General features: G+C 69.3%; 18 protein-coding genes. 16 read left to right on the top strand and 2 right to left on the bottom strand.

Going from position 1 to position 24,502, the window contains the following annotated elements; translation table 11 throughout:
• Nucleotides 1-10: 10 nt before the first annotated feature.
• From ACZ5U5_RS20365 to recQ, 13 genes are all read left to right on the top strand, one after another.
• Nucleotides 11-709 carry an NADH-quinone oxidoreductase subunit C gene (locus tag ACZ5U5_RS20365; RefSeq protein ID WP_469023776.1) on the top strand — a complete coding sequence of 233 codons (699 nt, stop codon included), beginning with the start codon at nt 11-13 and terminating at the stop codon, nt 707-709.
• Complete coding sequence (locus tag ACZ5U5_RS20360) at nt 709-2,031, top strand: NADH-quinone oxidoreductase subunit D (RefSeq protein WP_469023402.1); 1,323 nt, start codon at nt 709-711, stop codon at nt 2,029-2,031. The genes ACZ5U5_RS20365 and ACZ5U5_RS20360 overlap by 1 nt, the downstream gene beginning before the upstream one ends.
• A 38-nt stretch (nt 2,032-2,069) precedes the next feature.
• Nucleotides 2,070-2,876, top strand: a complete 807-nt coding sequence (gene nuoE / locus ACZ5U5_RS20355; RefSeq protein WP_469023773.1) for an NADH-quinone oxidoreductase subunit NuoE — start codon at nt 2,070-2,072, stop codon at nt 2,874-2,876.
• Entirely contained in the window at nt 2,876-4,237 is a 1,362-nt protein-coding gene (gene nuoF / locus ACZ5U5_RS20350) for an NADH-quinone oxidoreductase subunit NuoF (RefSeq protein ID WP_365823666.1), read from the top strand. Before nuoE ends, nuoF begins: the two co-directional genes overlap by 1 nt.
• A complete protein-coding gene (locus tag ACZ5U5_RS20345; RefSeq protein ID WP_469023400.1) occupies nt 4,234-6,747 on the top strand; it encodes an NADH-quinone oxidoreductase subunit G in 2,514 nt (837 codons plus the stop codon). The genes nuoF and ACZ5U5_RS20345 overlap by 4 nt, the downstream gene beginning before the upstream one ends.
• An 8-nt stretch (nt 6,748-6,755) precedes the next feature.
• Complete coding sequence (gene nuoH, locus ACZ5U5_RS20340) at nt 6,756-8,129, top strand: NADH-quinone oxidoreductase subunit NuoH (RefSeq protein ID WP_469023771.1); 1,374 nt, start codon at nt 6,756-6,758, stop codon at nt 8,127-8,129.
• Nucleotides 8,122-8,793, top strand: a complete 672-nt coding sequence (gene nuoI, locus ACZ5U5_RS20335) for an NADH-quinone oxidoreductase subunit NuoI (RefSeq protein ID WP_469023397.1) — start codon at nt 8,122-8,124, stop codon at nt 8,791-8,793. The genes nuoH and nuoI overlap by 8 nt, the downstream gene beginning before the upstream one ends.
• Complete coding sequence (locus tag ACZ5U5_RS20330) at nt 8,790-9,605, top strand: NADH-quinone oxidoreductase subunit J (protein WP_469023394.1); 816 nt, start codon at nt 8,790-8,792, stop codon at nt 9,603-9,605. The genes nuoI and ACZ5U5_RS20330 overlap by 4 nt, the downstream gene beginning before the upstream one ends.
• A complete protein-coding gene (nuoK, locus tag ACZ5U5_RS20325) occupies nt 9,602-9,901 on the top strand; it encodes an NADH-quinone oxidoreductase subunit NuoK (protein WP_016640174.1) in 300 nt (99 codons plus the stop codon). Before ACZ5U5_RS20330 ends, nuoK begins: the two co-directional genes overlap by 4 nt.
• Nucleotides 9,902-9,915: 14 nt before the next feature.
• Complete coding sequence (gene nuoL / locus ACZ5U5_RS20320; protein ID WP_469023391.1) at nt 9,916-11,811, top strand: NADH-quinone oxidoreductase subunit L; 1,896 nt, start codon at nt 9,916-9,918, stop codon at nt 11,809-11,811.
• A 5-nt stretch (nt 11,812-11,816) separates the two neighbouring features.
• Nucleotides 11,817-13,388 (top strand): NADH-quinone oxidoreductase subunit M, encoded by a 1,572-nt coding sequence (locus ACZ5U5_RS20315; protein WP_469023389.1) that lies wholly within the window; start codon nt 11,817-11,819, stop codon nt 13,386-13,388.
• Nucleotides 13,385-15,049 carry an NADH-quinone oxidoreductase subunit NuoN gene (nuoN, locus tag ACZ5U5_RS20310; RefSeq protein WP_469023386.1) on the top strand — a complete coding sequence of 555 codons (1,665 nt, stop codon included), beginning with the start codon at nt 13,385-13,387 and terminating at the stop codon, nt 15,047-15,049. Before ACZ5U5_RS20315 ends, nuoN begins: the two co-directional genes overlap by 4 nt.
• A 159-nt stretch (nt 15,050-15,208) precedes the next feature.
• Nucleotides 15,209-17,170 carry a DNA helicase RecQ gene (gene recQ / locus ACZ5U5_RS20305; protein ID WP_469023384.1) on the top strand — a complete coding sequence of 654 codons (1,962 nt, stop codon included), beginning with the start codon at nt 15,209-15,211 and terminating at the stop codon, nt 17,168-17,170.
• A gap of 270 nt (nt 17,171-17,440) precedes the next feature.
• Here recQ and fahA read toward each other — a convergent pair whose 3' ends face one another.
• Complete coding sequence (fahA, locus tag ACZ5U5_RS20300) at nt 17,441-18,745, bottom strand: fumarylacetoacetase (protein ID WP_469023381.1); 1,305 nt, start codon at nt 18,743-18,745, stop codon at nt 17,441-17,443.
• A gap of 194 nt (nt 18,746-18,939) precedes the next feature.
• On the opposite strand from fahA, the gene ACZ5U5_RS20295 reads away from it, so the two are divergent.
• The 3 genes from ACZ5U5_RS20295 to ACZ5U5_RS20285 all read left to right on the top strand — a co-directional run bounded on the left by ACZ5U5_RS20295 (nt 18,940) and on the right by ACZ5U5_RS20285 (nt 22,469).
• Entirely contained in the window at nt 18,940-20,205 is a 1,266-nt protein-coding gene (locus ACZ5U5_RS20295; protein ID WP_469023379.1) for a carboxylate--amine ligase, read from the top strand.
• A gap of 43 nt (nt 20,206-20,248) precedes the next feature.
• Nucleotides 20,249-21,451, top strand: coding sequence for an FAD-dependent oxidoreductase (locus tag ACZ5U5_RS20290; protein WP_469023377.1), 1,203 nt, complete (start codon nt 20,249-20,251; stop codon nt 21,449-21,451).
• Between the two features lie 202 nt (nt 21,452-21,653).
• Nucleotides 21,654-22,469: an HAD family hydrolase gene (locus ACZ5U5_RS20285; protein ID WP_469023375.1), complete on the top strand. Its 816-nt coding sequence runs from the start codon at nt 21,654-21,656 to the stop codon at nt 22,467-22,469.
• A gap of 4 nt (nt 22,470-22,473) precedes the next feature.
• Here ACZ5U5_RS20285 and ACZ5U5_RS20280 read toward each other — a convergent pair whose 3' ends face one another.
• Nucleotides 22,474-24,462 (bottom strand): CocE/NonD family hydrolase, encoded by a 1,989-nt coding sequence (locus ACZ5U5_RS20280; protein ID WP_469023372.1) that lies wholly within the window; start codon nt 24,460-24,462, stop codon nt 22,474-22,476.
• Nucleotides 24,463-24,502 lie beyond the last annotated feature (40 nt).

Raw genomic sequence — 24,502 nt, 5'->3', positions numbered from 1 at the left:
CGACGAGCACCTGAACGGGAACGGCGTTCCCGCTCCCCGCGACGAGGCCGGCGAGGTCATCGGCGTCCGTAGGGGCATGTTCGGCGCCAACAACGGCGGCGACACGTCCGGTTACGGCGGCCTGGTGCGCACGGTCACCCTGCCCGGCGCCTCCGCGCGCCCGTACGGCGGCTGGTTCGACGAAGTCGCGGACGAGCTGGAAGGAGCCCTGGAAGAGCAGGGGCTCCTGCCGGAGAACGCGATCGAGAAGACGGTCGTCGACCGGGACGAGCTCACCTTCCACATCGCGCGCGAGCATCTCGTGCGCGTCGCCCAGACCCTGCGCGACGACCCGGCCCTGCGCTTCGAGCTCTGCACGGGCGTCTGCGGCGTGCACTTCCTCGAGGACAAGGGCCGCGAGCTGCACGCCGTCTATCACTTGCGCTCGATCACCCACAACCGCCTGATCCGGCTCGAAGTCAGTGCCCCTGACGCCGATCCGCACGTCCCCTCGCTGGTCGCCGTCTATCCGACGAACGACTGGCACGAGCGCGAGGCCTACGACTTCTTCGGCCTGATCTTCGACGGTCACCCGGCGCTGACGCGGATCATGATGCCGGACGACTGGCAGGGCTTCCCGCAGCGCAAGGACTACCCCCTCGGCGGCATCCCCGTCGAGTACAAGGGCGCCCAGATCCCGGCTCCGGACCAGCGGAGGTCGTACAGCTGATGTCCACTTCACATGCCTCCGCACGCGAGACGACCGAGGGGACCGTATATACGGTCACCGGCGGCGACTGGGACGAAGTCGTCCAGTCCGCCGCCCGGTCGGACGACGAGCGCATCATCGTCAACATGGGTCCGCAGCACCCCTCCACCCACGGTGTGCTCCGGCTCATCCTGGAGATCGAGGGCGAGACCGTCTCCGAGGCCCGCTGCGGCATCGGCTATCTGCACACGGGCATCGAGAAGAACCTCGAGTACCGCACGTGGACGCAGGGCACGACGTTCGTCACGCGCATGGACTATCTGACGCCGTTCTTCAACGAGGCGGCGTACTGCCTCGGCGTCGAGAAGCTCCTCGGCATCGAGGACCAGATCCCGGACCGCGCGTCGATCATCCGCGTGCTCCTGATGGAGCTCAACCGGCTCTCCTCCCACCTGGTGTGCATCGCCACCGGCGGCATGGAGCTGGGCGCCACGACGATCATGATCTACGGCTTCCGCGATCGTGAACTCGTTCTCGACATCTTCGAGCTGATCACCGGACTGCGCATGAACCACGCGTACATCCGGCCCGGCGGACTCGCCCAGGACCTGCCCCCGGGCGCGGTGGACCAGATCCGCGAGTTCGTGAAGAAGATGCAGAAGAACCTCGGCGAGTACGACAAGCTCGCCACCGGCAACCCCATCTTCAAGGCCCGTATGCAGGACGTCGGCTATCTCGACCTCGCCGGCTGCATGGCACTCGGCGCCACGGGGCCCGTCCTGCGCTCGGCCGGTCTGCCGCACGACCTGCGCAAGGCGCAGCCCTACTGCGGGTACGAGAACTACGAGTTCGACGTGCCGACCGCCGACACCTGTGACTCCTACGGACGCTTCCTGATCCGCCTGGAGGAGATGCGCCAGTCGCTGCGCATCGTCGAGCAGTGCCTGGACCGCCTCGCGCCGGGTCCGGTCATGGTCGGCGACAAGAAGATCGCCTGGCCCGCGCAACTGGCGCTTGGTCCGGACGGATTGGGCAACTCGCTCGATCACATCAAGAAGATCATGGGCACCTCCATGGAGGCCCTGATCCACCACTTCAAGCTGGTGACCGAGGGCTTCAGGGTGCCGGCCGGGCAGGCGTACACCGCGGTCGAGTCACCCAAGGGCGAGCTCGGGGTGCATGTCGTCTCCGACGGCGGCACCCGCCCCTACCGGGTCCACTTCCGCGACCCGTCCTTCACCAACCTGCAGGCCATGGCGGCGATGTGTGAGGGCGGCCAGGTCGCCGACGTCATCGTCGCCGTCGCGTCCATCGACCCCGTGATGGGAGGCGTCGACCGGTGACCACCACCCCTTCTCAGGGCGCGGGCGTCAGCCTGGGCATGCCCCAACTCCCCGCCCCCGACTTCCCGGCCGACGTACGGGCCAGGCTCGACGCGGACGCCAAGGAGATCATCTCCCGCTACCCGGACTCCCGGTCCGCGCTGCTCCCGCTGCTGCACCTCGTGCAGTCGGAGGAAGGTCACGTCACGCGCACGGGCATGGCCTTCTGCGCGGAGGTGCTCGGCCTGACCACCGCCGAGGTCACCGCGGTCGCGACGTTCTACACGATGTACCGGCGCAAGCCCTCCGGTGACTACCAGGTCGGCGTCTGTACGAACACGCTGTGCGCCGTCATGGGCGGCGACGCGATCTTCGAGCAGCTCCAGGAGCACCTGGGTGTCGGCAACGAAGGGACCACGGAGGACGGCAAGGTCACGCTGGAGCACATCGAGTGCAACGCGGCCTGCGACTTCGCTCCCGTCGTGATGGTCAACTGGGAGTTCTTTGACAACCAGACCCCCGAGACCGCCAAGCGGCTCGTCGACGACCTGCGCGCTGGCGTGCAGGTCGAGCCGACCCGCGGCGCCCCCTTGTGCACGTACAAGGAGACGGCCCGGATCCTGGCGGGCTTCCCGGACGAGCGCTCCGGCGCCGTCGAGGCGAGCGGCGGCGCGGGCCCGGCCTCGCTGATCGGTCTTCGCCTGGCCAAGGGCGAGTTGCCGCAGCCACGGGTGGTCCACCCGCGCGAGGGCGGCCCGAAGGACGAGGCGCCTGCCGAGCACCTCAGCTCGCACGACGCACCGCAGGAGACCTCGGCATCCGACCCGGCCCACCCGGCCGGACCGACCGCCGAGGAGGGGGAGTGATGACCTTGGCAGCCGAGATCGACAACGAGACCAGCCCCGAGAAGCTGCTCGCGCCGGTGCTCTCGGCGTTCTGGGACGAGGAGAAGTCCTGGACGCTGGAGACCTACCGACGGCACGAGGGGTACGAGGGCCTGCGCAAGGCCCTGGCCATGGCGCCGGACGACCTCATCGCGTACGTGAAGGACTCCGGTCTGCGCGGCAGGGGCGGCGCCGGATTCCCCACCGGAATGAAATGGCAGTTCATTCCGCAGGGCGATGGAAAGCCGCACTATCTAGTTGTCAACGCCGACGAATCGGAGCCGGGGACCTGCAAGGACATCCCGCTCCTCTTCGCGAACCCGCATAGCCTCATCGAGGGCATCGTGATCGCCTGTTACGCGATCCGTTCGTCGCATGCCTTCATCTACCTGCGCGGTGAAGTCGTCCCCGTGCTCAGGCGGTTGCACGAGGCCGTACGTGAGGCGAAAGAGGCGGGCTTCCTGGGCGAGAACATCCTGGGCAGCGGACTCGACCTCGAACTCACCGTGCACGCGGGTGCGGGCGCGTACATCTGTGGTGAGGAGACCGCGCTGCTCGACTCGCTCGAAGGCCGCCGTGGCCAGCCGCGACTGCGTCCCCCTTTCCCGGCCGTCGCGGGCCTCTACGCATGCCCCACTGTTGTCAATAACGTCGAGTCCATCGCGTCGGTTCCCGCGATCCTGAATCGCGGAAAAGACTGGTTCAAGTCGATGGGAAGCGAGAAGTCCCCCGGCTTCACGCTCTATTCGCTGAGCGGCCACGTCACCAGCCCCGGCCAGTACGAGGCGCCGCTCGGCATCACCCTGCGCCAGCTGCTCGAGATGAGCGGCGGGATCAGGGCGGGCCACCGGCTCAAGTTCTGGACACCGGGCGGCTCCTCGACGCCGATGTTCACCGACGAGCACCTCGATGTCCCGCTGGATTACGAGGGAGTGGGCGCCGCGGGCTCGATGCTCGGCACGAAAGCGCTGCAGTGCTTCGACGAGACGACGTGTGTCGTGCGGGCGGTCACCCGCTGGACCGAGTTCTACGCCCACGAGTCCTGCGGCAAGTGCACTCCCTGCCGCGAAGGGACGTACTGGCTGGTCCAGTTGCTCCGCGACATCGAGGCCGGCAAGGGCGTGATGTCCGACCTGGACAAGCTGAACGACATCGCCGACAACATCAACGGCAAGTCGTTCTGCGCGCTGGGTGACGGCGCCGCGTCGCCGATCTTCTCCTCGCTCAAGTACTTCCGCGAGGAGTACGAGCAGCACATCACCGGCAAGGGCTGCCCCTTCGACCCGGCGAAGTCGACTCTCTGGGCCGACAGGCCCGCCGCACATTCGGAGGTGAACGCATGACAGTGACCACCAACAGCGCTCCCTCCGGAGGGGGCGAGGCGGCGGTTCCGCCGGAAGACCTCGTGTCGCTGACGATCGACGGCATCGAGATCAGCGTCCCCAAGGGGACGCTGGTGATCCGGGCCGCCGAGCTCCTCGGCATCGAGATCCCGAGGTTCTGCGACCACCCGCTGCTCGACCCCGCCGGCGCCTGCCGTCAGTGCATCGTCGAGGTGGAGGGCCAGCGCAAGCCGATGGCCTCCTGCACCATCACCTGCACCGACGGCATGGTCGTGAAGTCGCAGCTCTCCTCGCCGGTCGCCGAGAAGGCGCAGCGCGGCGTGATGGAGCTGCTCCTGATCAACCACCCGCTGGACTGCCCGGTCTGCGACAAGGGCGGCGAGTGCCCCCTGCAGAACCAGGCGATGCAGGTCGGCGACTCCGACAGCCGCTTCGAGGGAAAGAAGCGGACGTTCGAGAAGCCGGTGCCGATCTCCACGCAGGTGCTGCTCGACCGCGAGCGGTGCGTGCTGTGCGCGCGCTGCACCCGGTTCTCGAACCAGATCGCGGGCGACCCGATGATCGAGCTGATCGAGCGCGGTGCGCTCCAGCAGGTCGGCACGGGCGAGGGCGATCCCTTCGAGTCGTACTTCTCCGGGAACACCATCCAGATCTGTCCGGTCGGCGCGCTGACCTCGGCGGCGTATCGCTTCCGCTCCCGCCCGTTCGACCTGGTGTCGTCGCCGTCGATCTGCGAGCACTGCGCGGGCGGCTGCGCGACCCGCACCGACCACCGGCGCGGCAAGGTCATGCGGCGCCTGGCGCAGGACGATCCCGAGGTCAACGAAGAGTGGATGTGCGACAAGGGGCGCTTCGGCTTCCGTTACGCGCAGAAGCCGGACCGCCTCACCACGCCGCTGGTGCGCAACGCGGAGACGGGTGAGCTGGAGACCGCCAGCTGGCCCGAGGCGCTCGAAGTCGCGGCCGCCGGACTCGCCGCCGCGCGCGGCCGGGCCGGTGTGCTGACCGGTGGGCGCCTCACCGTGGAGGACGCGTACGCGTACAGCAAGTACGCGCGCGTGGCGCTCGACACCAACGACATCGACTTCCGCGCGCGCGTGCACAGCAGCGAGGAGGCCGACTTCCTGGCCGCCCGTGTCGCGGGCCGTGGCCGGGATCTCGACGGCGCCGGAGTCACGTACGCGGAAGTGGAGAAGGCGCCCGCGGTCCTGCTCGTCGGCTTCGAGGCCGAGGAGGAGGCGCCCGGGGTCTTCCTGCGCCTTCGCAAGGCCTGGCGCAAGCACGGCCAGCGGACGTTCTCCCTCGCCACGCACCAGACCCGGGGCCTGGAGAAGGCGGGCGGCACGCTGTTGGCCGCCGCTCCCGGCACCGAGACGGAGTGGCTCGACGCCCTCTCCGGAGAGGTCGGCCTTGAGGGCGACGGCGCCAAGGCGGCCGAGGCGCTGCGCGCTCCGGGCGCGGTGATCGTGGTCGGCGAGCGCCTCGCGGCCGTGCCGGGCGGGCTCACCGCCGCCGTACGGGCCGCTTCCGCGACCGGTGCGCGGTTGGTGTGGATTCCGCGCCGGGCGGGGGAACGCGGCGCCATCGAGGCCGGTGCGCTGCCCTCGCTGCTCCCCGGCGGGCGGCCTTCCACCGACCCGCGCGCGCGGGACGAGGTCGCGTCCATCTGGCGCGTCGCCGAACTCCCGCACCGCTACGGCCGTGACACCGGCCAGATCATCGAGGCCGCGGCGACCGGCGAACTGGGCGCGCTCCTGGTGGCCGGCGTGGAGGTCGCCGACCTTCCCGACCCGGCACGCGCGCGTGAAGCACTCTCCGAGGTCGGGTTCCTGGTCTCTCTTGAGCTGCGGCCCAGTGAGGTCACCGAGCACGCCGACGTCGTGCTCCCCGTGGCCGCGGTCGCGGAGAAGCCCGGCACCTTCCTCAACTGGGAGGGCAGGGCCCGGATGTTCGAAGCCGCGCTGAAGCCCGACCACATGACGCGCACGCTGGCCCCGACGGACGCGCGTGTGCTGCACATGCTGGCCGACGCCGGGGACGTGCACCTGGGTCTGCCCGACCTGGCGACCGCCCGGCGCGAGCTCGACCGGCTCGGCGGCTGGGACGGAACGCATGCCACGGAGCCCCTGGAGACGGCCGCCCAGCCGCCGCGGCCCGCCTCCGGAGAGGCCGTTCTCGCGGGGCACCGGCTGCTGCTCGACCAGGGCCGCCTCCAGGAGGGCGACGAGGCGCTGGCCGGCACACGGCACGCCGCGGTCGCCCGGCTGTCGGCGGCCACCGCGGCCGAGGTTGGCGTCAAGGACGGCGACGTCCTGGCCGTCTCCGGTCCGGCAGGGGCGACCGAACTGCCGCTCCAGGTGACCGACATGCCTGACCGCGTGGTGTGGCTGCCGCTGAACTCGACCGGGGGAGGCGTCACTTCCGACACCGGTGCGCGCCCCGGCGACCTCGTCCGCATCGGCCCGGCGCTCCTGCCGGAGCCCTCTGAGGCCCCGGAGGTGACGTCGTGATGCACCACATGGTGCCGCTTGCGGCGGAAGACCTGTCCATGTTCGGCCGTGACCCGTGGTGGCTCGTCGCGGTCAAGGCGGTGTTCTGCTTCGCGTTCCTGATGGTGACGGTCCTCTTCTCCATCGTGTGGGAGCGCAAGGTCGTCGCCTGGATGCAGCTGCGCATCGGGCCCAACCGGCACGGCCCCTGGGGCATGCTGCAGTCCCTCGCGGACGGCATCAAGCTGATGCTCAAGGAAGACCTGGTCGTCAAGCGCGCGGACAAGGTGGTGTACATCCTCGCGCCGATCGTCGCGGCCATCCCGGCGTTCATGGCGATCGCGGTGATCCCCTTCGGACCTGCGGGCAACGAGATCTCGATCTTCGGCCAGCGCACGACGATGCAGCTCACCGACCTGCCGATCGCGATGCTCTACATCCTCGCGGTCGCGTCGGTGGGCATCTACGGCATCGTGCTGGCGGGCTGGAGCTCAGGGTCCACGTATCCGCTCCTCGGCGGTCTGCGCTCCTGCGCGCAGATGATCTCGTACGAGATCGCGATGGGCGCCGCGTTCGCCTCGGTGTTCCTCTACTCCGGGTCGATGTCGACCTCGGCGATCGTGGAGGCGCAGGCGGACCGCTGGTACGTCCTGCTGCTGCCGGTGTCGTTCCTGATCTACATCGTGACGATGATCGGTGAGACCAACCGCGCCCCCTTCGACATGCCGGAGTCCGAGGGCGACCTCGTCGGTGGCTTCAACACCGAGTACTCGTCGATCAAGTTCGCGCTGTTCATGCTCGCCGAGTACGTCAACATGGTCACCGTCTCGGCGGTCTCGGTCACGCTCTTCCTGGGCGGCTGGCGGGCCCCGTACCCGGTCAGCACCTTCTGGGAGGGCGCGAACCACGGCTGGTGGCCGATGCTCTGGTTCGTGATCAAGGTCCAGCTGCTGCTGTTCTTCTTCATCTGGCTGCGCGGCACGCTGCCACGCGTCCGCTACGACCAGCTGATGAAGCTCGGCTGGAAGGTCCTGATCCCGGTCTCGGTCGTCTGGCTGATGCTCGTGGCGACGGTCAGGGCGATGCGGAACGAGGAGTACGACTTCACCTCGATCGCGCTCTATGTGGGCGGCGGAGTCATCGCGCTCCTGTTGCTCTCCGTCGTCGTCGACATCTTCCGCGACAAGCGTGAGAAGGAATCGGCGGCACGATCCGAGAGCGAGGAGCCCGTCGCCTTCGACCCGATGGCCGGTGGATTCCCCGTCCCGCCGCTGCCCGGACAGAGCCTGCCGCCCGTACCGCGACGACGCCCGCGCCAGGAGCGCGAGTTGATTGTCAGTGGTGGGCCGGATACTCAAAGTGACGGAACCCGAAGTGACGGAAAGGAGGCGTCCGATGGCTGAGTCGAAGAAAGAGTCACAGCAGTCGCACCACGAGTCGAATCAATCGAAGCAGGGGTTCCAGAACCCCGTCGCGGGCTTCGGCGTGACCTTCAAGGCCATGTTCAAGAAGCGGCTGACCGAGCAGTATCCGGAGCAGGAGAAGATCACCGCTCCTCGCTTCCACGGCAGGCATCAGCTCAATCGCCATCCGGACGGCCTGGAGAAGTGCATCGGCTGTGAGCTCTGCGCCTGGGCCTGCCCCGCGGACGCGATCTATGTGGAGGGCGCGGACAACACCGAGGAGGAGCGCTACTCCCCGGGCGAGCGGTACGGCCGCGTCTACCAGATCAACTACGCCCGCTGCATCCTGTGCGGCCTGTGCATCGAGGCGTGCCCCACGCGCGCGTTGACGATGACGAACGAGTTCGAGCTGGCCGACAGCAGCCGCGAGAAGCTCATCTTCACCAAGGAGCAGCTGCTCGCCGGCCTGGAGGAAGGCATGGTCGAGTCGCCGCACTCGATCTTCCCCGGCACGGACGAGCAGGACTACTACCGAGGTCTGGTGACCGAGGCCGCTCCGGGCACGGTGCCTCAAGTGGCCCTCTCCAAGGGGGAGACGCCCCAGGAGGCCGCTTCCACCTTCGGGGAAGACGAGCCCGCGTCGGGGAAGGTGATCAACCGATGACGCAGCTCGCCGCCTACACCACCTCCACCGGTGAGGCCGTCCAGTTCTGGGTGCTCGGCACGGTCGCCGTGATCGGCGCCCTGTGCACGATCCTCATGAAGAAGGCCGTGCACAGCGCGCTCTGTCTCGCCGGAACCATGATCATCCTGGCGGTCTTCTACCTCGCCAACGGGGCGTACTTCCTGGGCATCGTCCAGGTCGTCGTCTACACCGGCGCGATCATGATGCTCTTCCTCTTCGTGGTCATGCTCGTCGGTGTCACCGCCGCCGACTCCCTGAAGGAGACCATCAAGGGGCAGCGCTGGCTGGCCGGTCTCTGCGGCTTCGGCTTTGCCATCCTGCTCTTCGCCGGCATCGGGAACGCCTCGGTGAACAGCTTCACCGGGCTCGGCAAGGCGAACGCGGGCGGCAACGTGGAGGGCCTCGCCGAGAGCATCTTCACGAAGTACGTCTTCGCCTTCGAGATCACCGGCGCCTTGCTCATCACCGCCACCGTCGGCGCGATGGTGCTCACCCACCGCGAGCGCACGGAGCGCGCCAAGACGCAGCGAGAGATGTCCGAGGAGCGCGTGCGCGGCAAGCACCTGCCGCCGCTGCCCGCCCCCGGTGTCTACGCCCGGCACAACGCCGTGGACGTCGCGGGTCTCCTCCCCGACGGCACGCCCTCCGAGCTCACGGTCAACAAGACGCTGCGTGAGCGCGGCCAGATCCGCGATGTGTCGGACGAGGCGCTTGACGACCTGCGGGCCCTCGAACAGCGCTCCACGGAGCGTCTGGAGCGGTCGACCAAGACCGAGGAGGCGTCGAAGTGAATCCGGTCAACTACCTGTATCTCGCGGCGCTGTTGTTCGCGATCGGCGCCACCGGCGTGCTGATCAGGCGGAACGCGATCGTGGTGTTCATGTGTATCGAGCTGATGCTCAACGCGTGCAACCTCGCCTTCGTGGCCTTCTCCCGGCTGCACGGCAATCTCGACGGCCAGATCATCGCCTTCTTCACGATGGTCGTCGCCGCGGCGGAAGTCGTGGTCGGCCTCGCGATCATCGTGTCGCTGTTCCGCTCCCGTCACTCGGCCTCGGTCGACGACGCCAGCCTGATGAAGCTGTAAGGGGTCGCTGAAAAGTGGAGAACCTGATCGCGCTGCTCGTAGCGGCGCCTCTGCTCGGAGCGGCCGTACTGCTGTGCGGCGGGCGGCGGTTGGACCGTGTCGGCCATTGGCTCGGCACGCTGCTCGCGGCCGCCTCCTTCGTCATCGGTGTGATGCTCTTCGCCGACATGCTGGGCAAGGGCGCCGATGAGCGCTCCCTGTCGCAGCACGTGTTCAGCTGGATTCCTGTGGAGGGTTTCCAGGCGGACGTCGCCTTCCAGCTCGACCAGCTGTCGATGACGTTCGTCCTGCTGATCACCGGTGTGGGCACCCTGATCCACATCTATTCCATCGGGTACATGGAGCACGACGAGCGGCGCCGCCGCTTCTTCGGCTATCTGAACCTGTTCCTCGCGGCGATGCTCATCCTGGTCCTCGCCGACAACTACCTGCTCCTGTACGTCGGATGGGAGGGCGTCGGCCTCGCCTCGTACCTCCTGATCGGCTTCTGGCAGCACAAGCCCAGCGCGGCCACCGCCGCGAAGAAGGCCTTCCTGGTCAACAGGGTCGGCGACATGGGCCTCTCGATCGCCATCATGCTGATGTTCACCACCTTCGGGACGTTCGCCTTCGGGCCCGTCCTGGAGGCCACGGGTGAGACGTCGGAGGGCAAGCTGACGGCCATCGGCCTGATGCTCCTCCTCGCGGCGTGCGGCAAGTCCGCTCAGGTGCCGCTGCAGTCCTGGCTCGGCGACGCGATGGAGGGCCCGACCCCGGTCTCGGCCCTCATCCACGCGGCGACGATGGTGACCGCCGGCGTGTACTTGATCGTCCGCTCCGGCGCGATCTTCAACGGCGCCCCGGACGCGCAGCTCGTCGTCACCGTCGTGGGCGCGGTCACGCTCCTCTTCGGTGCGATCGTCGGTTGCGCGAAGGACGACATCAAGAAGGCGCTCGCCGGGTCGACGATGTCCCAGATCGGGTACATGATCCTGGCCGCGGGCCTCGGCCCCATCGGCTACGTCTTCGCGATCATGCACCTGGTGACGCACGGCTTCTTCAAGGCCGGGCTCTTCCTCGGGGCCGGTTCGGTCATGCACGGCATGAACGACGAGGTCGACATGAGGAAGTACGGCGGCCTGCGGAAGTACATGCCGGTCACCTTCGTCACCTTCGGGCTCGGCTATCTGGCGATCATCGGCTTCCCCGGCCTCTCCGGCTTCTTCTCCAAGGACAAGATCATCGAGGCGGCGTTCGCCAAGGGCGGCACGGAGGGCTGGATCCTCGGTTCGGTCGCGCTGCTCGGCGCCGCGATCACCGCGTTCTACATGACGCGCGTGATGATCATGACGTTCTTCGGTGAGAAGCGCTGGCAGCCGGATGCGGACGGCCACGAGCCGCACCCGCACGAGTCGCCCAGGTCCATGACGATCCCGATGATCGTGCTGGCCTTCGGGTCCGTCTTCGCGGGCGGGTTCTTCAGCATCGGCGACCGCTTCATTCACTGGCTGGAGCCGGTCACCCAGCACGAACACGGCCACTCTCCGCTGAGCGCCGCCACGGTCACGGGCGCCACCATGGTGGTCCTGCTCATCGGTGTGGCCCTGGCCTACCTCCAGTACGGCCGCCGTCCCGTCCCGGTCACCGCACCGCGCGGTTCGGTGCTCACCCGGGCGGCCCGGCGCGACCTCCTCCAGGACGACTTCAACCACGTCGTCCTGGTCCGCGGCGGAGAGCACCTCACCCGCTCGCTCGTCTACGTCGACCACACCCTGGTCGACGGAGTCGTCAACGGCACGGCGGCCTCGGTCGGCGGGCTCTCCGGACGGCTGCGCAAGATGCAGAACGGCTATGCCCGCTCCTACGCGGTCTCGATGTTCGGCGGCGTTGCGGTACTCATCGCCGCGACCCTGCTGATGAGGGCGGTCTGATACCGATGTCCTTTCCTCTCCTGACAGCGACGGCGGTCCTGCCCGCGGTCGGCGCGATCGCCACGGCAGCCGTTCCGGCCGCTCGGCGTACCGCCGCCAAGTGGCTCGCGCTGCTCGTGTCGCTCGCCACGCTCGCGCTCGCCGTGACCGTGCTCGTGCGGTTCGACCCCGACGGGGCCCGCTATCAACTCACCGAGTCCCGTTCGTGGATCGCGGAATTCGGGGTGCGGTACGAACTCGGCGTGGACGGCATCGGTGTCGCCCTCATCGCGCTCACCGCGCTCCTGCTGCCCTTCATCATTTTGGCGGGCTGGCACGACGCCGACCCCCTGGAGACGAAGTCCTCGCGCTGGCGGCCGACTCAAGGCTTCTTCGCCCTGATCCTCGCCGTCGAGGCGATGGTGATCATCTCCTTCGCGGCCACCGACGTCTTCCTCTTCTACATCTTCTTCGAAGCCATGCTCATCCCGATGTACTTCCTCATCGGCGGCTTCGGGGACCGTGCCCACGCGGGCAGCGACGAGAAGGCGTCGGCGCAACGCTCGTACGCGGCCGTGAAGTTCCTCCTCTACAACCTCGCCGGCGGCCTCATCATGCTGGCCGCGGTGATCGGGCTCTACGTGGTGGCGGGGAACTTCTCGCTCCAGGAGATCACCGAGGCGCGGGCCAACGGCACCCTGGAGATGGCGACGAGCACCGAGCGCTGGCTGTTCCTCGGCTTCTTCTTCGCCTTCGCGGTGAAGGCGCCGCTGTGGCCGCTGCACACCTGGCTGCCGAACGCGATGGGCGAGTCCACGGCCCCGGTCGCGGTCCTGATCACGGCGGTCGTCGACAAGGTCGGCACCTTCGCGATGCTGCGCTTCTGCCTCGGGCTCTTCCCCGAGGCGAGCAAGTGGGCGACGCCGGTCATCCTCGTGCTCGCGCTGGTCAGCATCATCTACGGCGCGCTGCTCGCGGTCGGTCAGCGCGACATCAAGCGCCTGGTGGCGTACGCGTCGATCTCGCACTTCGGGTTCATCATTCTCGGCATCTTCGCGATGACCTCGCAGGGCCAGTCCGGCGCGACGCTCTACATGGTCAACCACGGGATCTCGACCGCCGCCCTGATGCTGGTGGCCGGCTTCCTGATCTCGCGGCGCGGTTCGCGGCTCATCGCGGACTACGGAGGGGTGCAGAAGGTCGCACCGGTGCTCGCCGGCACCTTCCTGATCGGTGGTCTCGCGACGCTCTCGCTGCCGGGTCTCGCGCCGTTCGTGAGTGAATTCCTGGTCCTGGTCGGCGCGTTCGCGCGCTACCCGGTGGTCGGGATCATCGCCACCATCGGCATCGTGCTCGCCGCGCTCTACACCCTCGTCCTCTACCAGCGGACGATGACGGGCCCGGTGAAGCCGGAGGTCTCGGCCATGCCGGACCTGCGGGTGCGTGAACTCCTGGTCGTCACCCCGCTGATCGCGCTCCTGATCGGCCTCGGCGTCTACCCGAAGCCGCTCACCGACCTGGTCAACCCGGCGGTCAAGCACACCATGTCCGACGTACAGCAGAAGGACCCGAAGCCAGACGTGGAGGCGGCCAAGTGAGCGCATCGGCTGTCCACAGCCTGTGGACAATGGCGTCGGCCGCGGCGCCCCAGGACCAGATCGACAAGATCGACACTCCCACGATCGAGTACGCGCAGCTGTCGCCGACCTTGATCGTCATCGGCGCGGCGGTGCTCGGGATCCTCATCGAGGCCTTCGTGCCGCGCAAGTCCCGTTACTACGTGCAGGTGTTCGTGGCGGTGGTCGCCCTCACCGCGGCCTTCGCCGCGGTCGTCGGGCTCGCTGCCACCGGGTACGGCACGACGAAGGCGCACATCGCGGCGATGGGCGCGATCGCGGTCGACGGACCGGCGCTCTTCCTTCAGGGCACGATTCTTCTCGCGGGCCTCGTCGCGATCTTCACCTTCGCCGAGCGGCGGCTCGACCCGGTGGCGCACGGCAAGCGCGTGGACTCGTTCGCCGCGCAGGCCGGTTCCGTGCCGGGCAGCGAGGGCGAACAGGCCGCCACGAAGGCCGGGTTCACCACCACCGAGGTGTTCCCGCTCGCCCTCTTCGCGATCGGCGGGATGCTCGTCTTCCCGTCGGCGAACGACCTCCTGACGCTCTTCATCGCCCTCGAGGTCTTCTCGCTGCCGCTCTACCTGCTCTGCGCGCTCGCCCGCCGCAAGCGCCTGATGTCGCAGGAAGCCGCCGTCAAGTACTTCCTGCTCGGCTCGTTCTCCTCGGCGTTCCTGCTCTTCGGGATCGCCCTGCTCTATGGGTACGCGGGCTCGGTGTCGTACGGCACGATCGCCAAGGTCATCGACGGCAGCATCCAGGAGGTCAATCCTGCGCTCGCCGACACCATGGGCAACGACGCGCTGCTCCTGATCGGCGCCGCGATGATCGTCATGGGGCTGCTCTTCAAGGTCGGCGCGGTGCCGTTCCACATGTGGACCCCGGATGTGTACGAAGGCGCGCCCACCCCGGTCACCGGCTTCATGGCCGCGGCGACGAAGGTGGCTGCCTTCGGCGCGCTGCTCCGGCTCCTCTACGTGGTCCTGCCGGGCCTTCGCTGGGACTGGCGGCCCGTGATGTGGGGCGTCGTGATCCTCACGATGCTGGCCGGCGCGATCGTCGCGATCACGCAGACCGACATCAAGCGGCTGCTCGCGTACTCCTCGATCGCCCACGCGGGCTTCATCCTCGCCGGTGTCATCGCCATGACGCCGGACGGCATCTCGTCGGTCCTCTTCTACCTGGGGGCCTACTCCTTCGTGACGATCGGCGCGTTCGCGGTGGTCACGCTGGTGCGGGACGCGGGGGGCGAGGCCACGCACCTGTCGAAGTGGGCGGGGCTCGGTCGGCGCTCGCCGCTGGTCGCCGCCGTCTTCGCGGTGTTCCTGCTTGCCTTCGCCGGCATTCCGCTGACCTCCGGGTTCTCCGGGAAGTTCGCTGTGTTCAAGGCGGCGGCCGAGGGCGGCGCCGGTGCGCTGGTCGTGGTCGGTGTGATCTCGTCCGCGATCGCCGCGTTCTTCTACATCCGCGTGATCGTGCTCATGTTCTTCAGCGAGCCGAAGGCAGACGGCCCGACGGTCGCCGTGCCCTCACCGCTGACGATGACGGCGATCGGCGTGGGTGTCGCGGTGACGCTGGTCCTGGGCGTGGCCCCGCAGTACTTCCTGGATCTGGCGAACCAGGCGGGGGTCTTCGTCCGGTAGCTCGCCTGTTCCTTTCGCCGCCGCCCGGCACCCCGTCCGACAGGGGTGCCGGGCGGCGGCCTGTGGATAACTTCCTGAGGTGTCGGTCGGGAGCCCTATCGTGGAGTCTGTGGTCGAAGCGCGACGTACGGGGGCAGGGCGATGGATGGGAACGATGGCATGAGTGAGGTGACCGTACCGAGCGCGGTGGCGGAGAGTGACGCGCTGCGGACGCTGCACCGCGTCTTCGGGTATGACGCGTTCCGCGGTGAGCAGGAAGCGATCATCGACCACGTGGTCGCGGGCGGGGACTCCGTCGTGCTGATGCCCACCGGTGGCGGCAAGTCGCTCTGCTATCAGATCCCGGCCCTGGTGCGCCCCGGCACCGGCGTCGTCATCTCCCCCCTCATCGCGCTCATGCAGGACCAGGTGGACGCGCTGCGGGCACTCGGGGTGCGGGCCGGTTTCATCAACTCCACGCAGGACTTCGACGAGCGGCGCGTGATGGAGGCCGAGTTCCTCGCGGGGGAGCTCGACGTGCTGTATCTGGCGCCGGAGCGGCTGCGCCTGGAGGGGACGCTCGATCTGCTCTCCCGCGCCAAGATCTCCGTCTTCGCGATCGACGAGGCGCACTGCGTCGCGCAGTGGGGCCACGACTTCCGCCCCGACTATCTGGCGCTCTCCCTCCTCGGCGAGCGCTGGCCGGACGTGCCGCGGATCGCCCTGACGGCGACGGCGACGCACGCCACGCACCGGGAGATCACCGAGCGGCTCGGCATGCCGGACGCCAAGCACTTCGTGGCGAGCTTCGACCGGCCCAACATCCAGTACCGCATCGTGCCGAAGGCCGAGCCGAAGAAGCAGCTCCTGGCGTTCCTCAAGGAGGAGCACGCGGGCGACGCGGGCATCGTGTACTGCCTGTCGCGCAATTCGGTGGAGAAGACCGCCGAGTTCCTGTGCAAGAACGGCATCGAGGCCGTTCCGTACCACGCGGGTCTCGACGGCCGGATGCGCGCCGCCCACCAGTCCCGCTTCCTGCGCGAGGAGGGCCTGGTCGTCTGTGCCACGATCGCTTTCGGCATGGGCATCGACAAGCCGGACGTCCGGTTCGTCGCCCACCTCGACCTGCCGAAGTCGGTCGAGGGGTACTACCAGGAGACGGGCCGCGCGGGCCGCGACGGACTCCCCTCCACGGCCTGGATGGCGTACGGCCTGCAGGACGTCGTCCAGCAGCGGAAGATGATCCAGGGCAGCGAGGGTGACGAGGCGTTCCGCCGCCGGGCGGCCTCGCATCTGGACTCGATGCTGGCCTTGTGCGAGACGGCCCAGTGCCGCAGGGCCCAGCTCCTCACCTACTTCGGCCAGGACGCGGACGCCCCGTCCTGCGGCAACTGCGACACGTGCCTGACGCCCCCGGAGACGTGGGACGGCACGGTCGCGGCCCAGAAGGTCCTCTCCACGATCGTGCGGCTCCAGCGCGAGCGCGGCCAGAAGTTCGGCGCGGGCCAGATCATCGACATCCTGCTCGGCAAGAAGACCGCCAAGGTCATCCAGTTCGACCACGACCAGCTCTCGGTCTTCGGCATCGGCGAGGAGCTCGCGGAAGCCGAATGGCGGGGCGTGGTGCGGCAGTTGCTGGCCCAGGGGCTGCTCGCGGTCGAGGGGGAGTACGGCACGCTGGTCCTGACCGAGGAGAGCGGTTCAGTCCTCGGCCGGGAGCGGGAGGTGCGGTTGCGCAAGGAGCCGAAGCGGCCGGCCGCGGCGAAGCCCGCGAAGGGGGAGCGCAAGGCGAAGGCCGCGGCGGCGGTCGCCGAGCTGCCTCAGGAGGCGGTGCCGGTGTTCGAGGCGCTGCGGGCGTGGCGCGGCGCGCAGGCCAAGGAGCTGGGCCTGCCCGCGTACGTGATCTTCCACGACGCCACGCTGCGGGAGATCGCCACACTGCGGCCCTCGTCCCTGTCGGAGCTGGGCGGCATCAGCGGCCTCGGCGAGAAGAAACTGGCGACGTACGGGGAGGGCGTGTTGGGGGTCCTCGCGGAACTGGAGGGCGAGGCTCCTCCGGCGCCCCCGCAGGCCGCGGTGCCCCCGCAGGCCCCCGAGCCCCCGGAGGAGGAGTGGCCGGAGCCGCCGGAGGACCTTCTTTGAGCAGCCGAGCCGGAAGCGCCCCTTAGGGGCGCGGGGCTGTGATATTTGCGGCTCCGCCGCGTGGGCGCGCCCAGCCAAGGCGACGCCGCAGACGAGTGGCGAGTGGGCCTGTCTCCGGCCAGAGACAGAGTAGATCGGCACGGCAGGCGCCCTTAGGGGCGCGGGGAACTGCGCGACCAGCCACGACGGCGCAGCAGTCGCTCACGGAGCTGGGCGCTGGCCGCCCGGGGGCCAGGGGGGGGCCGGGGGTGGCACCCCCGGCCCGCAGGATCAGCGGCTGGAGGCGACCCTGCCAGAGACCTCGCCGAGGCCGACCCTCGTCCCATCCGGCCCCGGGGCCCACGCCGTCAGCGTGACCTCGTCACCATCCTCGAGGAACGTCCGCTTCCCGTCCGGAAGGACAAGAGCGTCGCGGCCGTTCCAGGTGATCTCGATCAGGGAGCCGTACTGCCCCTCGGAGGGACCGCTCACGGTGCCCGAGCCGTACAGGTCACCCGTGCGCAGGGACGCGCCGTTCGCCGTCATGTGGGCCAGCTGCTGGGCGGCCGTCCAGTAGACGGTGGAGAAGGGCGGCTCGGAGATGACGTGGCCGTTCAGGGCCACGGTGATGCGCAGGTCGTAGCCGCCGGGCTCGTCGGCGACGGACTCCGCCGAGTCGTCCAGGTAGGGCAGGAGTTCGTGCGTGCGCTCCGGAGGGGCGACCCGCGCGGCGTCCAGGGCTTCAAGGGGGGTGATCCACGCCGAGACCGAGGTGCAGAAGGACTTGCCGAGGAACGGCCCGAGCGGAACGTACTCCCACGCCTGGATGTCGCGCGCCGACCAGTCGTTGAGGAGGGTCAGCCCGAAGACGTGCTCCCGGAAGTCCGCGAGCGGCACCGGCGTGCCCAGCTCCGACGGCGTACCCACGACGAAGCCGACCTCGGCCTCGATGTCGAGGCGGACGGAGGGCCCGAAGACCGGGGCCGTCTCCGCAGGAGCCTTGCGCTGCCCCGAGGGGCGTACCACCTCGGTGCCGGAGACCACAACGGTGCCGGACCGGCCGTGGTAACCGATGGGGAGGTGCTTCCAGTTGGGGGTCAGCGGGGACGGTGCGTCCGGACGGAAGATCTGGCCCAGGTGGGTCGCGTGGTGCTCGGAGGCGTAGAAATCCACGTAGTCGGCGACCTCGAAGGGGAGGTGCAGCGTGACCTCGGACAGGGGGTACATGAGGGGGCGCACGACTTCGCGGTGCGCCGGGATCGTCACCCAGGCCGTGAGCGCGCGCCGTACATCCGACCACGCCGTGCGGCCCGCGGCGAGCAGCGGGTTGAGCGTGGGTCCGGCGAGCAGCGAGACATAGGGCGAGCCGAGCGCGGCGGCCGCCGCGGCCGCGTCGAGGACGTGATCGCCGAGCCGTACGCCGACGCGGCGCTCTCCGGCTCCGGACGCGCCCGCAGGGCCCGTGGCCAGGGAGAACACGCCGTACGGGAGATTGTGCGGCCCGAAGGGGTCACCCTCCGCGAGAGCGAAGGGGTCGACTGCGGAGCGGACGGAAGGGTCGCTCCCGGCCGGATCGAGCGGGGTGTGCTCGGACATGCGTACCTGCCTCGCTTTCCATATGGGTGTGCCACACGTTACGTGGGAACCCCCGGTTGGGGCAGTGTCTAAAGAGTTCGCAATGTCCGAATAAACCTTGCTGGAGTGGTCAGTTCCGGCTTAGCGTCCTTTGGGGGGACACGGACGGGGTGGGTCCGGGTCATACGGAGGGACACGTGGGGGGACCCGTGGCCATGAGGAACGACAGCGTGCCCTTCGCGGTGGACCGTGAGGTGCCCGGCCTGATCGTGAAGTTCGGGAACTATCCGCTGCACCACGGCGGCGTCGGCGCGATCCGCAGCCTCGGACGGCTGGGCGTGCCCATGTACGCGATCACGGAGGACCGTTACACGCCTGCGGCGTCCTCCCGCCATCTGACCGGCGCGTTCGTCTGGCCGACCACCGGGGTGGAGGAGCCGCGACGGCTCGTCGAGGGGATGCTGCGCATCGCGCGCCGGATCGGCAGACCCACGGTCCTGATCCCGACCGACGAGGAAGCGGCCGTCCTCATCGCCGAGCACCAGGAGCCGCTGGCCGCGGCGGGGTTCCTCTTCCCGCGCGTGGAGCCGCGGTTGCCCCGCCGCCTCGCCAGCAAGCAGGGCCTGCACGAGCTGTGCGTGGAGCACGGCATCGCCTCGCCCGCCGCGTCCTTCCCCGAGAGCTACGGGGACATAGAGGAGTTCGCCGCCGGGGCGACCTTCCCGGTGGTCGCCAAGAACCGCGAGGCGTTCACGCGCCGCTCCCGGCCCGCGGTGAACGGGACGACGCGCATAGAGACCCCGGCGGGCCTGCTCTGCCTCGCCCGTGGCTGGGGCGAGCGGCCCGGGGTGATCCTCCAGGAGTATCTGCCGCGGGAGCAGGCCGAGGACTGGATCGTGCACGCGTACTTCGACGCGGATTCCGCGCCGCGCGCCATGTTCACGGGCGTCAAGGTGCGCTCCTGGCCGCCGCACGCGGGAATGACGGCGCATGCGTACGTCGTCGACAATCCGGAACTCGCGGACCTCGCCGCTCGTTTCATCAAGCAGATCGGCTTCACCGGCATCATCGACCTGGACCTCCGCTTCGACCGGCGGGACGGTCAGTACAAACTGCTCGACTTCAACCCCCGTACGGGTGCGCAATTCCGGCTCTTCGAGAGCGAGTCCGGGATCGATGTGGTTCGCGCCATGCATCTGCACCTGACGGGGCGCCCGGTTCCCAAGGGGGAACAGCGCGCCGGGCACCGGTATGTCGTGGAGAACATCGACCTGCCCGCCCTCCTCGCCTACCGCCGCAGCGGCTATACGACTCCGCACGCGCCCCCACGCGCGAGCGGCACGGAACTGGCGTGGCTGGCGGCGGACGACATGAAGCCGTTCTTCACGATGCTCGCGCGTTTCGTGCGGCCCGGGGCGAAGCATCTCTATCAACTGTGGCGGACCAACCGCCGCGGCAGCAGTTCATCACCCACGAAGTAGGCACACGGCACACGCGGCAAGTGACGTCCTGGGGAGGGACTTCGTGATCCATCCGGTAGCAGTGATCGGGGCGGGACCGTTCGGCCTGTCCACCGCGGCCCATCTGCGGGCCCGCGGAATTCCGGTTCGGGTCTTCGGTGACCCGATGGTGAGCTGGCGGGCGCACATGCCCGCGGGCATGCTCCTGAAATCGACGCCCGTGGCCTCGAACATCGACGCGCCCCAACGCGGCCACAACCTCGTCGACTACTGCGCCGCGGCGGGCATCCGGCGTCTGGTCACCGACGAGGACATCGTCCCGATCGAGACCTTCGTCGCCTACGGGGAGTGGTTCAGGGAGAGACTCGTGCCCGACCTGGAGCAGGTGCGGGTGGTGTCGGTGGACCGCAAGGGCACGGCGGGGTTCGACCTGAAGCTGGACTCCGGCGAGCAGTTCACGGCCCGCGCGGTCGTGGTCGCGAGCGGCCTCTCGGGGCTCGCGCAACTGCCGCCGGCGCTCGCCGCCGCCGTGCCGGACGGGCCGGCCCCCACCGGCCCCGTCTCGCACAGTTCGCAACACAGCGACCTGTCGCGGTTCGCCGGACGCGAGCTGATCGTGGTCGGCGCGGGGCAGTCGGCCCTGGAAACGGCCGCGCTCGCCGCCGAAGCGGGCGCGAGCGTGAAGGTGGTGGCGCGCGGCAGGGGGTCGGTGGCCTTCGGGGCGCCTCCGTGGGAGCAGCCGAAGCTGCGCCCCGAGTCGCCGTTCGGCCGCGCCTGGTCGCTGTACGCGATCAGCTACTACCCCCACCCCTACCGCTATCTGCCCCCGCAGGCCCGGCATTACCTGGTCCGCCGCATACTCGGACCGCTGGGCGCGTGGTGGCTGCGCGAGCGCTTCGAGGGCAAGGTCGAGAAGCGCGAGGTCCGCCGCGTCATGGCGGCGGACGTCCGGGACGGCAGCCCCGTCCTGCGGGTGGAGACCCTGGGCGGCCGCATCAGGGAGCTCCCGGCCGATCACGTCATAGCGGCGACGGGCTACCGCGTCGACATCGCCGCGATGGACTTCCTGGACCCCGCCCTCCGCGCCCGCCTCGCCACGAGCCGAGGCACCCCGAAGCTGGGCGCGGGCTATGTCTCCTCGGTCCCGGGCCTGTACTTCACCGGACTCCCGGCGGCGGCGTCGTACGGCCCGGTGATGCGCTTCGTGTGCGGCACGGAATTCGCGTCGCCGCGGTTGGTGGGGCATGTGGCGGCGACTCACGGCTGAGGGGTCCGGCTCAGGGAAGCCATGCCATCGCTCAGGCGCGATTTCCGGGCCAAGTCATACCGTAGGGACGGTTCGTGGGGACCCGTCCCGGTGAATCCTGTGAGCGACCCGCGAGCGCCGGTTGTGCGACCAGCGCACTCCGCGCGTCACAGCTCTTGTGACGTTGCTATCGGCGGCGCCCGGGATCCGTATTCTCTGGATCATGGCTGCACCCCTCGCATATTCACTCATCGCCACTGACCTGGACGGAACGCTGCTGCGCGGCGACGACACCGTCTCCGACCGGTCGTTGGCCGCGCTGTCGGCGATCGCCGAGGCGGGGGCGCACCACCTGGTGGTGACCGGGCGGCCTGCGCCCCGGGTGAAGCCGCTCCTCGACGATCTGGGCGGTGGCGGCCTCGCCGTCTGCGGTCAGGGGGCGCAGTTGTACGACGCCGGGGCCGACCGCATGATCTGGTCCGTGACGCTCGACCGCGAGCTGGCCGAGGCCGCGCTCGGGAAGATCGAGGCGGAAGTCGGGCAGGTCTACGCCGCCGTCGATCAGGACGGCGTGGACGGGCTCACCCTCATCGAGCCGGGGTATCTGATGCCGCATCCCACTTTGCCCGCCGTGCGCGTCCACAAGCGTGACGCGCTCTGGGCCGAGCCCATCAGCAAGGTGCTCCTGCGCCATCCCGAGCTGACCGACGACGAGTTGGCCGCCGTCGCCCGTGATGCCGTGGGGCCCCTCGCCACCGTCACCATGTCAGGCCCCGGCACGGTCGAACTGCAGCCCCGCGGGGTGACCAAGGCGACCGGGCTCGCCCTGGCCGCCGAGCGGCTCGGGATGGCCGCCGAGGACACCATCGCCTTCGGGGACATGCCCAACGACGTGCCGATGTTCGTCTGGGCCGCCCGCGGCGTCGCCATGGCCAACGCCCACCCCGACCTCAAGTCGGCCGCCGACGAGGTGACTTCGTCCAACGAGGACGACGGGGTGGCCGTCGTGATCGAGCGGTTGCTCGCCGCCCGGGAGTGAGGTTCTAGCCCGCCGTCCTTGGAATTCGCTTCTCCCATGTCCGGTGGAAGACGACCTCGTCCCCCTCCTTGCACACCACCTCGTTCGACGTGATGAAGTCCGCCGCGTCGCACGTGATCTCCGAGCGGGAGCTGATCGACACGTCCCACGCCAGCTCGGGGCGGTGCAGCCGGATGAACCAGTCGGAGCGGGTGCGCGCGGAGAGCGGGTCGGACTCGTTGATCGTGTATGCCTCCACCGCGTCCTCGGTGAATTCGAGGCCGTCCGGGTAGACGCGCGTACCGCCGTAGCGCGGGTCCACCTCCAGGCGCCACTCACCCTTCGCCACATCGCGTACGACCAGGCGCTCGGGGCGCGGCTCGTCGAGTGTCGCCGGGTACACCACCCCGAGGGGCTCCGACTGCTCCGGAGCGGCGAAGGTGATGGAGGGGTCCAAGTCGCCGACGCGCACGGGGAGTTCCAGCGCACTGCCCGCCGGGTCGAGGACGAAGCCCGCCGAGTCCGCCTGCGGCCAGATCCACGGCCAGTACGTGGACGACACCGCGAGCCTGATCTTGTGGCCCGGCGGGAACGTGTGGCCGATCGCGTTCAGCTCGAAGGTGACGTCCTCCGTCCCGCCCGCCGGCCACGGGTCAACCCTGTCCCGGCCGTTGCGCGAGGAGAGGTTCAGGACACCCCGCGTCACGAGCGTCGACGAACCGTCCGGGGCCACGTCACACACCCGCGCGATCGCCTGGCCGGACGGGGTGTCCATCGTCAGGCGCAGCGTCACCTTGGGGCGGCCCAGGATGCGTACGGCTGAGGGGACCTCGAACTCGAAGCACGCCGACTTCGCGTCCTCGTCCCGCTGGTCCGGCGGCAGGTCGGCGTCATTGCCGAAGGGGAAGTAGCGGCCCGCGTCCAGGCCCGTGTGCTGGGGGGAGTCGACGACGAGAGGGGCGCCCTGGAGGGCGTACGGGGTCGGGGTGACGTTCGGCGATGGCCAGGAGGGGTCGCCCACCCAGCCGCCCGGCAGCTCGGCGTACACCGTCGCCGGTGGGTGGGATTCGCTGATCCAGGAGCGCAGCTTCGGCTCCGCCATGATGCCCGTGTCGATGCCCTTGAGGTGGTGGTCCCACCAGCGCAGGGTCTCCTGGAGGAAGCCGATCGCCGGGCCCGGCGGAAGGCCCCGGTCGGGGTACTGGTGTGACCACGGGCCGATCAACCCCCGTACGTCACCTGGCAGATGCTCGACCAGGCGAAGGACCGTGTCCCGGTAGGGGTCGTGGAAGCCGCCCACCGCGAGCACGGCGGCGCCGATCGCGGAGTAGTCCTCGCAGACGCTGCCGTGCTGCCAGTAGGCGTCCCGGGTCTGGTGGTCGAGCCAGGTGTGGATGAAGGGGTCCACGGCTTCGAGGCGGCTCAGCCACATCTCCCGCCAGCGGTCGCCGACGAACAGCGGGTCCGGGGGCCGGGAGACGAAGGCGAGCATCGTCGCCGCCCAGGCGTGCATGTCCACCGCCAGGACGGAACCACCCATGTAGTGCACGTCGTTGTCATAGCGGTCGTCCGCGGAGCAGACCGTGACGACCGCCTTGAGCGGCTCGGGCGCGAGTGCCGCGATCTGGAGGGAGTTGAAGCCGCCCCAGGAGATGCCGAACATGCCGACCTTGCCGGAGCACCAGGGCTGCTCGGCGAGCCAGTTGACGACCTCGACCCCGTCGGCCAGCTCGACCGGGGAGTACTCGTCGGTCGGCATGCCCTCCGAGTTGCCGTGTCCCCGCACGTCCACGCGCACGGAGGCGTAGCCGTGGCCCGCGTACCAGGGGTGGCGCTGGAAGTCGCGAGGCGCCGTCCAGTCGCTCAGCCGGTAGGGGAGGTACTCCAGGAGCGCGGGGACGGGTTCGTCCGTCACCGGGCGCCAGATGCGCGCGTACAGCTTGGTCCCGTCCGGGAGGGGTACTTGGACGTCCTCGCGGGTGGTCTCGTACGGGAAGGAAGTGCGAATCTGCATGGTCTGCATGGGGGGTACCTCAGTGTCCTCTGTGGCCTAT

It is taken from the genome of Streptomyces sp. NPDC033177 (assembly GCF_055577715.1).
Note: the sequence above shows the minus strand (reverse complement) of the source record. Positions and strands in the feature narration are given on the sequence as shown.